The following is a 14,291-nucleotide window of genomic DNA, read 5'->3' on the forward strand; positions in this document are numbered from 1 at the left end:
TCGTTAGAAAATTGTAAAAAACGATGATGGAAAAAGTACGTATTTGTGCGTGTAAAAGAAAGGGATTTCTTGGCTGAAAAAATCCTCACGATAGCAAATGCCGAAAGCTACTCCAGAGTGCAGTTAATTCCTGCCGTTCACTTACGTTACAAGTGCTAAAGAGGTAAGTATATTTTTACTTACAACTAGGGTGGTACCGCGAGACAAATCACAAGTCCTCGTCCCTTTTTGGGATGGGGGCTTTTTTATGTTTATTTGCCTATCTGTGCGTGTAGCGAAAGCGAAGCGGCAGCTACAGATGTCTTTTGAGCGAAAGCGAAGCGACAGCTACAATTACGTTAAGGCAAAATTGATTTGCGGATTCATTTCGTGATTTTACAAAACATATAGGGAGGAACTTTTCAAATGAAAGCAGCAGAAATTCGCCGAATGTATTTAGAATTCTTTAAAGAAAAAGGTCATCATCATGAGCCATCAGCACCACTTGTGCCAATCAATGACCCATCATTACTTTGGATTAACTCAGGTGTGGCAACACTTAAACCATATTTCGATGGTCGTATCATTCCTGAAAATCCACGTATTACAAATGCTCAAAAATCAATTCGTACAAATGATATTGAAAATGTAGGTAAAACGGCGCGCCATCATACGTTTTTTGAAATGCTAGGTAACTTCTCGATTGGGGATTACTTCAAAAAAGAATCTATTCATTTTGCTTGGGAATTCTTAACGGATAAAAAATGGATGGGCTTTGATCCAGAACTTTTATCTATTACGATCCATCCTGAAGATCAAGAAGCATATGACGTTTGGCATAACGAAATTGGTATTCCTGAAGAGCGCTTGATCCGACTTGAGGGGAACTTCTGGGATATAGGCGAAGGTCCATCTGGTCCTAACTCAGAAATTTTTTATGATCGTGGGGAAGAATACGGTTCTGATGAAAGTGATCCAGAAATGTATCCAGGTGGTGAAAATGAACGCTATCTTGAAATTTGGAACTTAGTGTTCTCTCAATTCAACCATAATCCTGATGGCACATATACACCACTTCCAAAGCAAAATATTGATACTGGTATGGGTCTAGAACGTATCGTATCAGTTGTTCAAAATGTTCCAACAAACTTTGATACTGATTTATTCATGCCTATTATTGAAAAAATCGAGCAGTTAGCAAACCGCAAATACAAACGTCCAGGTGAAGTAGCACTGAGTGAAATCTTCGGTTCAGAAGAAGATATTAATACACCATTTAAAGTGATTGCTGACCATATCCGTACAGTGGCGTTCGCCATTGGTGATGGTGCTCTTCCTTCAAATGAAGGTCGTGGTTATGTATTACGTCGTTTACTACGTCGTGCGGTGCGCTATGCAAAACAAATTGGCATAGAAAAGCCATTTATGTTTGAATTAGTGCCGACTGTTGGAGAAATTATGAATGATTTCTACCCAGAAGTAACGGAAAAATGCGAGTTTATCCAACGCGTTATTAAAAATGAAGAAATTCGTTTCCATGAAACATTAGACGGTGGTCTTGCTATCTTTAACGAAGTAGTAGAAGCCCAAAAAGCAGCAGGTCATGATTATATTCCAGGCGCAGATGCATTCCGTTTATATGATACTTACGGTTTCCCAATCGAATTAACAGAAGAGTATGCGGAAGAAGTAGGCATGAAGGTAGACCATGAAGGCTTTGAGGCAGCAATGGAAGAACAACGTGAACGCGCACGTGCAGCTCGTCAAGATGTAGATTCTATGCAAGTGCAAAACGAAGTGCTAGCAAACTTGACAGTTGCAAGTGAATTTGTAGGTTATGATACATTAACGACAAAAACAGAAATTGCAGCGATCATTGTTAATGGCCAAGTATCGAAGGTAGCATCAGAAGGTCAAGAAGCACTAGTTATTTTAGCTAAAACACCATTCTATGCCGAAATGGGTGGTCAAATTGCGGATAGTGGTGTTGTTTCAAATGATAGCTTTACTGCCATTGTAAAAGATGTACAAAAAGCACCAAATGGTCAACCGCTTCATACTGTAGTTGTAGAATCTGGTGAAATGCATGTTGAAGATGCTGTAAAAGCAGTAGTTAACCGTGATGAACGTAATTTAATTATTAAAAACCACACAGCAACACATATTATGCAACGTGCATTAAAAGATGTACTAGGCGACCATGTTAGCCAAGCTGGATCATATGTAGGACCTGATCGTTTACGCTTTGACTTCTCTCACTTCGGACAAGTGACGAAAGAGGAATTACAACAAATTGAACGTATTGTAAATGAAAAAGTGTGGGATGATATAGAGGTCGTTATTGAAGAAAAAGGCATCGATGAAGCGAAAGCTATGGGCGCCATGGCACTATTCGGTGAGAAATATGGCGATATCGTTCGCGTTGTGTCAATTGGGGACTACTCGATTGAGCTTTGTGGTGGTATTCACGTAAAACGTTCTTCTGAAATTGGCTTCTTCAAAATTGTTTCAGAAGGTGGTATCGGTGCAGGTACACGTCGTATCGAGGCAGTGACAGGTAAAGTGGCTTACGAAGCAGTAAAAGAGGAAGAAGCTTTATTAAACGAAGCAGCAGCATTATTAAAGGCTAATCCAAAAGATATTGTGACAAAAGTACAAGCATTACAAGCTGATTACAAAGATTTACAACGCGAAAATGAAGCATTATCACAAAAAATCGCGAATGCACAAGCGGGCGCTATTGTGGATGCAGCGCAAACTTTTGGGGATGTAACTGTTCTATCAACTAAAGTTGAGGCGAAGGACAATAATCAATTGCGTCAAATGATGGATGACTTGAAAGCTAAAATGCCAAAAGCAGTGATCGTTCTTGGTGCTGTCGATGGCGAAAAGGTTATGCTATGTGCTGGCGTAACAAAAGATTTAGTTGGTGGTAATTACCACGCAGGAAATATCGTAAAAATGGTAGCAGAAGCATGTGGTGGTAAAGGCGGCGGTCGTCCAGATATGGCGATGGCAGGTGCAAAAGATGCATCAAAACTTGATGAAGCACTACTTTCTGTGTATGATTATGTTAAATCCATTTAACTTCTTTCAGCGAAAAGAAGTTCTTAGGGGATGTAAGCCTAAAATCATCGCATCCATGCGATAACGGCTAACTGACCTGCATCGGTTAAAACGCCACGTCCTGTGGCATTACCGATATGACCGACATCGTGTCGGCTCTCGTGCAGGCCTAAACATAAAGCCGATTCCGAACGCAATTATGCCGAGGTATAATTGATAATACGCCAAAACATGTTATAATAAAGAGAAATTGGAGATGAGCTTTTTCGCACATCTCCTTATTTCTGAAAGCGAGGTGCTGGTCATGAGTTCATTTGATCAAACTATGAAATTTAATTTTCCAGAAGAATCAATGGAACAGGAAGTCAAGCAGGTAATGTTGAAAGTACATTCTTCACTAGAGGAAAAGGGATATAATCCTATCAATCAGATTGTCGGTTATTTACTTTCTGGTGATCCGGCGTATATTCCTCGCCATCAGGATGCTCGTAATTTAATTCGCAAGCTTGAGCGTGACGAAATTCTAGAAGAGCTTGTTAAGTTTTATATTAAAAAGAATAACGAGGACTAGAAATGAGAATTATGGGATTAGACGTTGGGTCGAAAACCGTTGGCGTTGCTGTAAGTGATGCTTTAGGGTGGACGGCCCAAGGTATTGAAACCGTAAAAATTGATGAAGCAAACGGCGAATTCGGCATTGAGCGTATAGCCGAGCTAGTAAAGGAGTATTCTATAACAGAATTTGTTGTAGGGTACCCGAAAAACATGAATAATACGGTTGGACCGCGTGGGGAAGCTTCTGAAAACTATAAAAAACTTTTAGAAGAAACATTTTCACTACCGGTCAAGCTTTGGGATGAGCGTTTAACAACGATGGCTGCCGAGCGTATGCTAATCGATGCTGACGTAAGTCGCAAAAAGCGTAAGCAAGTCATTGACAAAATGGCTGCAGTGATGATTTTACAAGGCTACTTAGATAGCAAAAATTAATTGATGAGGTGACAACCACATGGCACAAGAGCATAACCATGAAGAAGCATTACATGTACAACACATTACTGTGATTGACGAGAACGGAAACGAACAACTTTGTGAAGTAATTCACGTACATGAATCAGCTGAATTCGGCAAATCATACGTATTTTACTCTATGGTAGGCGCAGAAGAAGATGAGGATGGCTCTGTAGAAATCTTCGTATCTTCATTTGTTCCATCTGAAAATGGCGAAGATGGTGAGTTAACACCAATCGAAACTGAAGCAGAGTGGGATATGGTAGAAGACGTATTAAACGCTTTAGAGGATGAATACGAAGACTAATCTTCGTTCTTTATAAGTGTGGAACAAGGATGGCAACAAGCACTCCTTGTTCCTTTTTTACTTTTGAGAGAATAAAGCTGGCTCATTACTAAAAGTTGTGATGACATTTTTAGAACGTGACTCCTTAGAATGAAAGGTGAAAGCCTTGTGCCAGCCCAAAATAGCTCTTATCAAAGTTTAGAACATAATTATGCCTAGTGAAGGAGGACATTAAATGAACGAGGAAACGCAAGAATTTCTTATAGTTGGCGAGAATGGCAAGGAGCAAAAGTGTCGTGTTGTCTTCACCTTCGATTCGGACGAGAAATCATATGTATTGTTTTCGTTAATCGACGAAGATGGTCATGAAATTCCTGGAGACATTTCTGCTATGACATTTGATTATGATGATAACAATGGAGAAATGACAAATCTACAGCCTGTTGAAACAGATGCAGAGTGGGAAATGATTAATGAGGTAGTCCTGACACTTCTAGATGAATTTGAAGAAGAGCCGCAGTTATTTACAATAACAGATGAGGATGGGACAGATCAAGTATGTGAGGTTATTCATACATTTTCATCAGAGCAATTTGGCAAATCCTATGTGCTTTATGTTTTGGCAACGGACGAGCCAATAGAGGAACGAGATATTTTTGCTTCCCAATATATATCGGGAAATGACGGAACAATTGATGAATTATTACCAATTGAAACGGATGAAGAATGGGCATTTGTTGAAGATGTATTAAATGAATTGTAGTTAGAACTCTGGGTAGTAAAATGCTACTCAGAGTTTTTTTGCATTAAGGAGCATGTAAATTTGGCTTGGGATAAAGTTACTTTCCAAACATGTGGATAGAATTGTTGAAATGATGGATAAAACCGGCAAAGTGACGGATAAAACGACTGAAATGATGGATAGAATCGGCGAAATCGTGGATAGAACTGTCAAAGTGACGGATAGAACCTCGAAAAGGATGGAAAGATAGAAACTGGCAAAGTGGCGGATAGAACTTGCGAAATCGTGGATAGAACTGTCAAAGTGACGGATAAAACCGGCGAAATCGTGAATAGAACTGTTAAAGTGGAGAAACCGCCAAAGTGACGGATAGAACTGGCGAAATCGTGGATAGAACTGTCAAAGTGACGGATAGAACCGGCGAAATCGTGAATAGAACTGTTAAAGTGGAGAAACCGCCAAAATGACGGATAGAACTGGCGAAATCGTGGATAGAACCGGCAAAGTGACGGATAGAACTGGCGAAATCGTGGATAGAACCGTCAAAGACGGATAGAACGACTAAAATGATGGATAGAACCGGCAAAATCGTGGATAAAACTGCTAAAGTGACGGATAGAACCTCGAAAAGGATGGAAAGATAGAAACCGGCAAAGTGACGGATAGAACGACCGAAATAGTGGATAAAACTGCTAAAGTGACGGATAGAACTTGCGAAATCGTGGATAGAACCGTCAAAGACGGATAGAACGACTAAAATGATGATAGGACAGCCAAAGTGACGGATAGAACTGGCGAAATGGTGGATAGAACCGGCAAAGTGACGGATAGAACTGGCAAAATCGTGGATAAAACTGCTAAAGTGACGGATAGAACCTCGAAAAGGATGGAAAGATAGAAACCGCCAAAGTGACGGATAGAACTTGCGAAATCGTGGATAGAACCGGCAAAGTGACGGATAGAACTTGCGAAATCGTGGATAGAACCGGCAAAGTGACGGATAAAACCGGCGAAATCGAGGAAAGTAAAGCCAAAGCTACGGATAGAACCTCCTGAATTATGGAATTTAAACTATATCAATCTAACTTCTTATAAATAAATTTCAATACCGTACGTTCTAATTTCGAGAAAACTCAATTTTTCCATGCAAGCTAATTTTTTATGTGAGCTATTTCTACTGAATTATCTATTTCTGTTTGTCGTGAAAGTTGATTTCTAGTATGATAATGAAGTGATAGGGGGGAAACCCGTGAATAACGGTTCAAAAAAACAAGAAATGTTTTCAAAAATGCAGGAAAGAAAATCAGAGGTAAAAATTGTGAGAAAAATCGTTGCTATTGTTGCCATTGCTTTTGTTCTAATAGCTGGGATTGTCGGTTTATTTGGCTATAATTATGTTAAGAGTGCCTTAAAACCAGTAGATCCAGATGCGACTAAAACAATAGCAGTTGAAGTACCAATTGGCTCAACTTTAAGCTCTATTTCAACTCTACTAGAGGACAAGGGAGTCATTAAAAATGCTCGTGTTTTTAAATACTATGCTAAATTTAAAAATGAATCTCAGTTCCAAGCAGGGAACTATGCTTTAACACAGGCAATGACATTGGATGAGTTAATCGAAAGTTTAAAAACCGGGAAGGTCTACCGCAAGCCAGTCTTTACAATGACAGTTCCAGAAGGTTTAACACTTGAACAAATTGGTAAAGTTGTGGAAAAGAAAACGCCATATACTCAAAAAGAATTTATGGATTTAGTAACAAGCAATGCGTTTGTACAACAGATGAAGGCTAAATATCCTGAGCTTGTAACGGATGCGGTTTTAGCTGATAATGTTCGTTATGATTTAGAGGGCTATTTATTCCCTGCCACTTATTCTTATTTTGAAGAAAAACCATCATTGGAGTCGATTGTAGACGAAATGGTAGGCGCAATGGACAAGGTTGTGAAAGATTACCGCGATGTTCTAACTGAAAAGAAAATGTCAGTACATCAATTATTAACATTTGCTTCATTACTGGAAAGAGAGGCTACTGCCCAAACGGATCGAGAAACGATTGCGAGCGTATTCTATAATCGTATCGAGAAAGGGATGCCACTACAAACAGACCCAACTGTTTTATATGCACTTGGCTCTCATAAAGATCGTGTACTATACAAAGATTTAGAAGTTGATAATGCCTATAATACTTACAAAAATAAAGGCTTACCACCAGGTCCAATTGCGGGTGCTGGGAAAACTTCAATTGAGGCAGTGCTTAATCCAAGTACAACGGATTATTTCTACTTCCTAGCAGATAAAAAAGGAATCAACCACTTCTCGAAAACATATGATGAACATTTACAGAAAGTAGATAAATATTTGAAAAAGGCAGAGTAAGTACATTTAAATAGAAATAATGAGGATAGAAGGAAAGAAAAATAGCTTTCCTTCTATTTTCGTGCTATTATAAATTGTGATTTTTATTCAATCCGCATGGGAAAATTCAATCAATCCGTTAATGCGGAATAATATACGTGGTGGCAATTGTTTTGAGCTAATAAAAACAATTGCTCATTTTTGTATGACGAAGTACCAAGACATCACGTTTGGTCTTTTTCTTTTTGTTGCTAAATGATGAAGAACAGACAACGAGGATTACTCGTTGCCTTCTAAACATTTGCAGGCCTATGCACAAGCCGATTTCGGACTATGTTGAGGCATAATTGATATGAGGGTGAATTGGAAAAAATGGAATTATCAGATGCTTATATACAATCATTTATTCAACCACGTAATGAATTGCTTTTAGAAATGGAAGCATTTGCGGAGGAGAATCATGTACCGATTATGCAGCTTGCAGGTATTGATGCACTTAATCAACTGTTACGTATTCAAAATCCGTCAAAAATTTTAGAGATTGGTACAGCGATTGGTTATTCTGCAATAAGAATGGCAGAGGCTTTACCAAATGTGCAAATCGTTACAATCGAGCGTGATACAGAGCGCGTTGCGAGAGCAAAGGGTTATATCGACCGTTCTACAGTATCAGATCGTATTACGGTAATTGAAGGTGACGCCTTAGAGGTGAACGATGAAGCAATCCAAACAACCTTCGATGCAGTTTTTATCGATGCCGCAAAGGGGCAATATCAACGCTTTTTTGAAAAGTATGCGCCTCTTGTAAACTCAGGAGGAGTTCTGTATATCGACAATATGTATATGCATGGCTTATCAGATTTGGATTTAAAAGATGTACCGCGTCGTAAGCGTACAATGATTCGTAATTTAAAAAACTTCACTGAATGGATTATGCAGCACCCTGATTATACAAGTGCATTCTTACCAGTAGGTGATGGGTTATTACTATGTTTGAAGAGGTGACTATTATGAAAAAACCTGAATTGCTTGTAACACCGCAATCAGTAGACCATGTGAAAGCACTTTTACAGGCTGGAGCAGATGCTTTTGTTATTGGTGAACAACAATTTGGTCTTCGTCTAGCAGGAGAATTTTCTGTTAGTGAGGTGGAAGAAGCTACTAAGCTGATTCATGCAGCGGGTAAAAAGGTTTATGTTGCGGTAAATGCACTATTCCATAATGAAAAATTGGATGCACTTGCCGAATATTTAAAAGAAATGCAACGTATTGGTGTTGACCGTTTAATTTATGGTGACCCAGCAGTCTTAATCATCCGCCGTGAGCAAGGTGTAACAATACCGCTACACTGGAATCCAGAAACGACTGCAACGAACTGGTTCACAGCAAATTATTGGGGGAAACGCGGAGCAACCCGTGCTGTACTTTCACGTGAACTTTCTTTAGATGAAGTGTTAGAAATTAAAGAAAATACAGAAGTAGAGATTGAGGTTCAAGTACATGGGATGACATGTATGTTCCAATCAAAACGTCCATTACTTGGCCATTATTTCTTATATCAGGATAAAGTAATGGAAATTGAAAATCGTAAGGAAAACCGTAATATGTTCCTTCATGATGATGAACGCAATAATAAATATCCAATTTATGAGGATGCTAACGGTACACATATTTTCAGTCCAAACGATATGTGCATTATTGATGAGCTTGGTGAATTATTCGAAGGTGGCATCGATGCATTGAAAATTGAGGGTGTTCTTCAAACGCCAGAATATATCGTCACAGCAACAGAAGCTTATCGTCAAGCAATTGACACATATTTTGACGAATCAGAAGATGCGTATGAAGATATTAAAGATGATTTATTAGCTAAAATTGAAGAAATTCAGCCTGCGATCAGACCTCTTGATACTGGCTTTATCTTCAAGGAAACAGTTTACTAGGAGGTGGCAAGAACATGGCATTAGTATTAGAACAAAATGACAAAATCCGTGAGATTGTAGACGGTAAACGTGTCATTACCAAAAAACCAGAGCTACTTGCCCCTGCAGGTAGTTTAGAAAAATTAAAAGTAGCCGTTCACTATGGAGCGGACGCTGTATTTATCGGTGGACGAGAGTTCGGTTTACGTTCAAACGCAGATAACTTCTCAATTGAAGAAATGCGCGAAGGTGTTGAATTCGCCAATAAATACGGTGCAAAAATCTATGTTACGACAAATATTTTCGCCCACAATGAAAATATGGACGGCTTAGAGCAATATTTAAAAGATATTGAATCAGCGGGTGTTACAGGTATTATTGTAGCGGACCCTCTCATCATTGAAACATGCCGTACAGCTGCACCAAAGCTTGAAATTCACCTTTCTACACAGCAATCTTTATCGAACTGGAAGGCAGTACAGTATTGGAAAGAAGAAGGCTTACATCGTGTCGTACTAGCACGTGAAGTAGGCGGCGAAGAAATGAAGCTGATGAAGGAAAAAGTCGATATAGAGATTGAAGCATTCGTACATGGTGCGATGTGTATCGCCTATTCTGGTCGCTGTGTACTTTCAAATCATATGACTGCTCGTGACTCTAACCGTGGTGGTTGCTGTCAATCATGTCGCTGGGACTATGATTTATATGAGCTAGAGGATGGCGAAGAAAAGGCACTTTTCGACGATAATCACGCACCTTTTGCGATGAGTCCGAAAGACTTAAAGCTAATTGAAGCAATTCCACATATGATTGAGCTTGGGATTGATTCATTAAAAGTAGAAGGTCGTATGAAATCAATTCACTATGTTGCTACTGTTGTTTCGGTGTATCGAAAAGTAATTGACGCTTATTGTGCGGACCCTGACAATTTCAAAATTAAACGTGAATGGCTTGAGGAACTAGACAAATGTGCTAACCGTGATACGGCCGAAGCATTCTTCCATGATGCGCCTGGCCACGAGGAGCAAATGTTTGGTGTACATGGCCGTAAAACGACGTATGAGTTTGCAGGTTTAATTTTAGAGCATGACCCAGAAACGAAAATGGTTACAATGCAACAACGTAACTATTTCAAACCTGGTGATGAGGTAGAGTTCTTTGGGCCAGAAATCGAAAATTTCCGTTTTACAATGGGTGAAATTTGGGATGAGGATGGCAATAGCTTAGATGCTGCTAGACATCCACTACAAATTGTTAAATTTAAATGCGACACACCATTAAAACCACATAACATGATGCGAAAGGAGAATAACTAATGGCAACGAATCGTCCAGTCGTCATCGGGATCGCTGGTGGATCATGCTCAGGAAAAACGAGTGTGACCCGTGCTATTTATGATGTTTTCCGCGATCATTCAGTAGTTGTAATTGAACAAGATTTTTATTATAAAGATCAAAGTCATTTAACGTTTGAGGAGCGTTTAGGTACAAACTATGACCATCCGTTAGCTTTTGATAATGATTTATTAATTGAGCACCTAAAAAAATTATTGGTCCGTCAATCCATCGAAAAGCCTGTCTATGACTATGTGCAGCACACAAGAGCAAAAGAAGTTATTCATGTTGAGCCTGTAGATGTTATTATACTAGAAGGTATTTTAGTGTTAGAAGATGCAGATTTACGTGATCTAATGGATATTAAGTTATTTGTAGATACGGACTCAGATTTACGTATTATTCGTCGTATATTGCGTGATATAAAAGAGCGTGGTCGTACAACAGATTCTGTAATCGATCAATATTTATCGGCAGTGCGCCCTATGCACAATCTATTTATTGAGCCGACGAAACGTTATGCTGATATTATTATTCCCGAAGGTGGGGATAACGAGGTTGCGATTGATTTAATGGTAACTAAGATTAAAACTATCCTTGAAACCGACAACGTATTGTAATAAGATAGAGTGGTATTGACAATATTTACATGCATATCTGTACATATTTCAGAAAGGCATGCATACTATTAGGTCAAAGAGTAATTTGAAACCGTTTAAAAATAATAAAATTCGATTAAGTGCATCCTAATAGGCACTTAATCGAGTTTTATGTTTTTATATTGACGAAAACAAGGAGTGAAGAACTTTGGCAAACGAAAAACAGTACCCAATGACAGCTGAAGGTAAAAGAAAATTAGAAGAAGAATTAGTGAAATTAGAAACGGAAACACGTAAGGAAATCGTAGAACGTATTAAAATCGCTCGTGATTTCGGGGATCTTTCTGAAAACGCTGAGTATGATTCTGCAAAAGAAGAACAAGCCTTTTTGGAAGGTCGAATTTCTACTTTAAAATCAATGATTCGTAACGCAGTTATTATTTCTGAGGATGAAACAGACAATAGTGTAGTATCATTAGGGAAAACGGTTTCATTTGTAGAAATAATTAATGGAAAACCATCAACAGACGAGGAATCGTATACAATTGTTGGCTCGGCTGAGGCAGATCCAATGGAATTCCGTATCTCAAATGAATCACCAATTGCTAAAGGCTTGCTAGGTCGTGCTGAAGGCGAAGAGGTTGTCGTACAAACACCTGGTGGTGAAATGAAAGTTAAAATTATTTCAATAAAATAATTTTAGTACAAGCAGTTAGCTTATCTCTTTAAAGGTGAGCTAGCTGCTTTTATCTTCATTCAGCATTGTCTAATGCGAAACAATTACGCCAAGGAGATATTGTTACATAAGTTTTCAGTAAAAATCTGGTTTATCACCAAAAGTTGTGGATGACTTTTGTTAAAACGTATACTATATAAATAAGTTGATTTCCGTTCCGACTGGCTGGAGCGGAAATCAACCACACGTTTTGGTGATAATCCAAAAATCTATTAAAATACGTCGAGATGTCTATATTTTTCTCTGTGAAAAAATAGATGAGCACAATTATTTTGCAAGTACTGTTGAACTTGATAGAATATTGGCTAGAGAGGGGGAGACTTCATGAGTGAACGAAAAACTCGAAGCAGTCGTCATTTGCAGCCATCTCGTAATAAAAAGCTAGATAAACTATTGAATGTTTTAATTGGTATTGTCGTGATATTAATTATTATAACAGCAACATTTGTGTTTAAATGGCAGGATGATGCAGGTAAAGCTGAGAAAGACGAGCCGAAACAAGAGCAGACGAAAGATAAAGAAGATGTGAAGGAAGAGCCTTCTAAAGAGCAAAATAATGATGTCACAGCTCAAGAGGAAAAACCTACAAAGGACGAGTCCTCAAAAGAAACTCAAACATCTGAAGAGGAAGCAACAACAGAAACTACGTCAGACAACCCAATTGTAGATAAGGTTATAACAAATAAAACTTGGCAGCCTACGCCTACAACACAAACAGGGCAACATGTGTCTTCTTACGATGGCGAATCTGTAGATTGGTCTGAAAAGGTAGCAACAGTGACAGCTGCAACAGGCATCGATAAGGACAATATGATTATCTGGCGTATGGGGAATAACGGTAGCGCTAATTCGGCAATTGCAACAGTTTCTACGAAAGATAAGACAAAAATGTATCGTGTTAGTATGGAATGGGTCGATAACGAAGGTTGGCTACCAGTGAAACTTGAGCAACTAAATACATTAAATGGTGCCTATTGAGGAAATTAGGTTCATCCTTAAAAGCTGTGGATGACTTTTGTTAGACGTCTACTATGTAACTAAGTTGATTGGAGTGGAGGCTGGACGCCCCAGGAAGCTGTGCTCTGTGCGAAAGCGGAGCGGCAGCAACAAATGTTTTATCTGTGCGAAAGCGAAGCGGCAGCAACAAATGTTTTATCTGTGCGAAAGCGAAGCGGCAGCAACAACAAAGCGCCCAGCTGGAACGGAAATCAACCCCTCGTTTTGGTGATGATTCCGAAAATTAATATTTTTATAGAGTAAGTAAAAGGGTACGAAGAAGGGAAGTAACAGAGACATGAAAATTGCAGTAATCGGCGCAATGGAAGAGGAAGTAGAACTTTTACGCGCATCTTTAGAGCAAGCACAAAGCACAACAATTGCAGGCAGTGAATATACAACAGGAAGCTATAAAGGGAAAGAGGTAGTTTTATTAAAAAGTGGTATTGGTAAAGTCAATGCTGCCATGTCAACTACAATCCTATTACATGAATTCAAGCCTGATGTAGTCATTAATACGGGCTCTGCTGGAGGCTATGATGAAAATCTTGAAGTAGGCGCTGTCGTTATTTCAGATGAAGTTCGTCATCATGATGTAGATGTAACGATTTTTGGTTATGAAATGGGGCAGATGGCAGGTATGCCAGCAGCTTACAAATCAGATGAAAAACTTATGAAAGTAGCTGAAGAGGCAGTAGAGGCTGTTGGAGAGCACCAATATGGTATTGGTCTAATTTGCTCAGGAGATGCTTTTATGAATGATCCTGTGCGTGTAGAAGCTGTTCGTCGTCATTTCCCACAAATGAAGGCAGTGGAGATGGAAGCAGCGGCTGTTGCACAAGTATGCTATCAATTTGGTACGCCATTTGTTGTTATCCGTGCTTTATCAGATATTGCTGGAAAAGAATCAAATATTAGCTTCGATGAGTTTTTACCAGTCGCTGCAAAGCATTCAACACAAATAGTACTAAAAGCTATCGAATCGTTATAAGTCTAATCGGCACCTATCTTAATTTTACTGATGATTAGTTTTCATTAATCTTCGGGATAAACTACACAAAATAGTCAAAATGAGTGGCTTTTAGTGTGATAAAAATCACAGTTTAAAAGTCGCACTAATGCTAAACTGTTGCTAATTATATCTCTTCATATATAGATGGGAGGCATTCATGATGCTATTTTTAACAGCAGGTGTGGTTATTATAACGATGGTACTCGGTACACTTATTTCAGTTGAACTATCAGAATCAGCAGAATTTCATTA

General features: G+C 38.8%; 14 protein-coding genes and 1 other annotated feature. All 14 genes read left to right on the top strand.

Annotated features, from left to right (window positions below; translation table 11 throughout):
* The first annotated feature begins 14 nt into the window (after window positions 1–14).
* Window positions 15–229 (top strand) — a binding site (T-box leader).
* A gap of 176 nt (window positions 230–405) precedes the next feature.
* The 14 genes from alaS (at window position 406) to mtnN (ending at window position 14,018) form a co-directional block, all read left to right on the top strand.
* Window positions 406–3,066 (top strand): alanine--tRNA ligase, encoded by a 2,661-nt coding sequence (alaS, locus tag MWJ95_RS13090; protein WP_249105945.1) that lies wholly within the window; start codon window positions 406–408, stop codon window positions 3,064–3,066.
* A gap of 283 nt (window positions 3,067–3,349) precedes the next feature.
* Complete coding sequence (locus MWJ95_RS13095) at window positions 3,350–3,616, top strand: IreB family regulatory phosphoprotein (RefSeq protein WP_004226839.1); 267 nt, start codon at window positions 3,350–3,352, stop codon at window positions 3,614–3,616.
* A gap of 2 nt (window positions 3,617–3,618) precedes the next feature.
* On the top strand, window positions 3,619–4,035 hold the full coding sequence (gene ruvX / locus MWJ95_RS13100) for a Holliday junction resolvase RuvX (protein ID WP_249072664.1): 417 nt from the start codon (window positions 3,619–3,621) through the stop codon (window positions 4,033–4,035).
* 19 nt (window positions 4,036–4,054) lie between these two features.
* Window positions 4,055–4,363 (top strand): DUF1292 domain-containing protein, encoded by a 309-nt coding sequence (locus MWJ95_RS13105; protein ID WP_249072663.1) that lies wholly within the window; start codon window positions 4,055–4,057, stop codon window positions 4,361–4,363.
* Window positions 4,364–4,577: 214 nt separating this feature from the next.
* Complete coding sequence (locus MWJ95_RS13110) at window positions 4,578–5,105, top strand: DUF1292 domain-containing protein (protein WP_249072662.1); 528 nt, start codon at window positions 4,578–4,580, stop codon at window positions 5,103–5,105.
* Between the two features lie 1,228 nt (window positions 5,106–6,333).
* Entirely contained in the window at window positions 6,334–7,461 is a 1,128-nt protein-coding gene (gene mltG / locus MWJ95_RS13115) for an endolytic transglycosylase MltG (RefSeq protein WP_249072661.1), read from the top strand.
* Window positions 7,462–7,812: 351 nt separating this feature from the next.
* On the top strand, window positions 7,813–8,445 hold the full coding sequence (locus MWJ95_RS13120; protein WP_249106064.1) for an O-methyltransferase: 633 nt from the start codon (window positions 7,813–7,815) through the stop codon (window positions 8,443–8,445).
* 5 nt (window positions 8,446–8,450) lie between these two features.
* Complete coding sequence (locus tag MWJ95_RS13125) at window positions 8,451–9,383, top strand: peptidase U32 family protein (RefSeq protein WP_249072660.1); 933 nt, start codon at window positions 8,451–8,453, stop codon at window positions 9,381–9,383.
* Window positions 9,384–9,397: 14 nt separating this feature from the next.
* Window positions 9,398–10,678 (top strand): peptidase U32 family protein, encoded by a 1,281-nt coding sequence (locus MWJ95_RS13130; protein WP_249105948.1) that lies wholly within the window; start codon window positions 9,398–9,400, stop codon window positions 10,676–10,678.
* Window positions 10,678–11,316: a uridine kinase gene (gene udk / locus MWJ95_RS13135; protein WP_249072658.1), complete on the top strand. Its 639-nt coding sequence runs from the start codon at window positions 10,678–10,680 to the stop codon at window positions 11,314–11,316. Before MWJ95_RS13130 ends, udk begins: the two co-directional genes overlap by 1 nt.
* 187 nt (window positions 11,317–11,503) lie before the next feature.
* Complete coding sequence (gene greA / locus MWJ95_RS13140) at window positions 11,504–11,992, top strand: transcription elongation factor GreA (RefSeq protein WP_053484744.1); 489 nt, start codon at window positions 11,504–11,506, stop codon at window positions 11,990–11,992.
* A gap of 363 nt (window positions 11,993–12,355) precedes the next feature.
* A complete protein-coding gene (locus MWJ95_RS13145) occupies window positions 12,356–13,009 on the top strand; it encodes a YrrS family protein (RefSeq protein WP_249105952.1) in 654 nt (217 codons plus the stop codon).
* 106 nt (window positions 13,010–13,115) lie between these two features.
* On the top strand, window positions 13,116–13,259 hold the full coding sequence (locus tag MWJ95_RS13150) for a hypothetical protein (protein ID WP_249072656.1): 144 nt from the start codon (window positions 13,116–13,118) through the stop codon (window positions 13,257–13,259).
* 66 nt (window positions 13,260–13,325) lie between these two features.
* The gene (gene mtnN, locus MWJ95_RS13155; RefSeq protein WP_249072655.1) at window positions 13,326–14,018 is read left to right on the top strand and encodes a 5'-methylthioadenosine/S-adenosylhomocysteine nucleosidase; all 693 of its coding nucleotides are present in this window, start codon (window positions 13,326–13,328) and stop codon (window positions 14,016–14,018) included.
* The last annotated feature ends 273 nt before the right edge of the window (window positions 14,019–14,291 follow it).

Origin of the sequence: Lysinibacillus sp. Bpr_S20 (genome assembly GCF_023337835.1) — a bacterium.
In the GTDB taxonomy this organism is placed as follows: Bacteria; Bacillota; Bacilli; order Bacillales_A; family Planococcaceae; genus Lysinibacillus.

Coding starts and splice junctions, on each gene's coding strand:
- udk (WP_249072658.1), top strand. CDS start 10,678: ATGGCAACGAATCGTCCAGTCGTCATCGGGATCGCTGGTGGATCATGC.
- ruvX (WP_249072664.1), top strand. CDS start 3,619: ATGAGAATTATGGGATTAGACGTTGGGTCGAAAACCGTTGGCGTTGCT.
- MWJ95_RS13110 (WP_249072662.1), top strand. CDS start 4,578: ATGAACGAGGAAACGCAAGAATTTCTTATAGTTGGCGAGAATGGCAAG.
- MWJ95_RS13145 (WP_249105952.1), top strand. CDS start 12,356: ATGAGTGAACGAAAAACTCGAAGCAGTCGTCATTTGCAGCCATCTCGT.
- MWJ95_RS13125 (WP_249072660.1), top strand. CDS start 8,451: ATGAAAAAACCTGAATTGCTTGTAACACCGCAATCAGTAGACCATGTG.
- MWJ95_RS13130 (WP_249105948.1), top strand. CDS start 9,398: ATGGCATTAGTATTAGAACAAAATGACAAAATCCGTGAGATTGTAGAC.
- MWJ95_RS13095 (WP_004226839.1), top strand. CDS start 3,350: ATGAGTTCATTTGATCAAACTATGAAATTTAATTTTCCAGAAGAATCA.
- MWJ95_RS13105 (WP_249072663.1), top strand. CDS start 4,055: ATGGCACAAGAGCATAACCATGAAGAAGCATTACATGTACAACACATT.
- MWJ95_RS13120 (WP_249106064.1), top strand. CDS start 7,813: ATGGAATTATCAGATGCTTATATACAATCATTTATTCAACCACGTAAT.
- mtnN (WP_249072655.1), top strand. CDS start 13,326: ATGAAAATTGCAGTAATCGGCGCAATGGAAGAGGAAGTAGAACTTTTA.
- alaS (WP_249105945.1), top strand. CDS start 406: ATGAAAGCAGCAGAAATTCGCCGAATGTATTTAGAATTCTTTAAAGAA.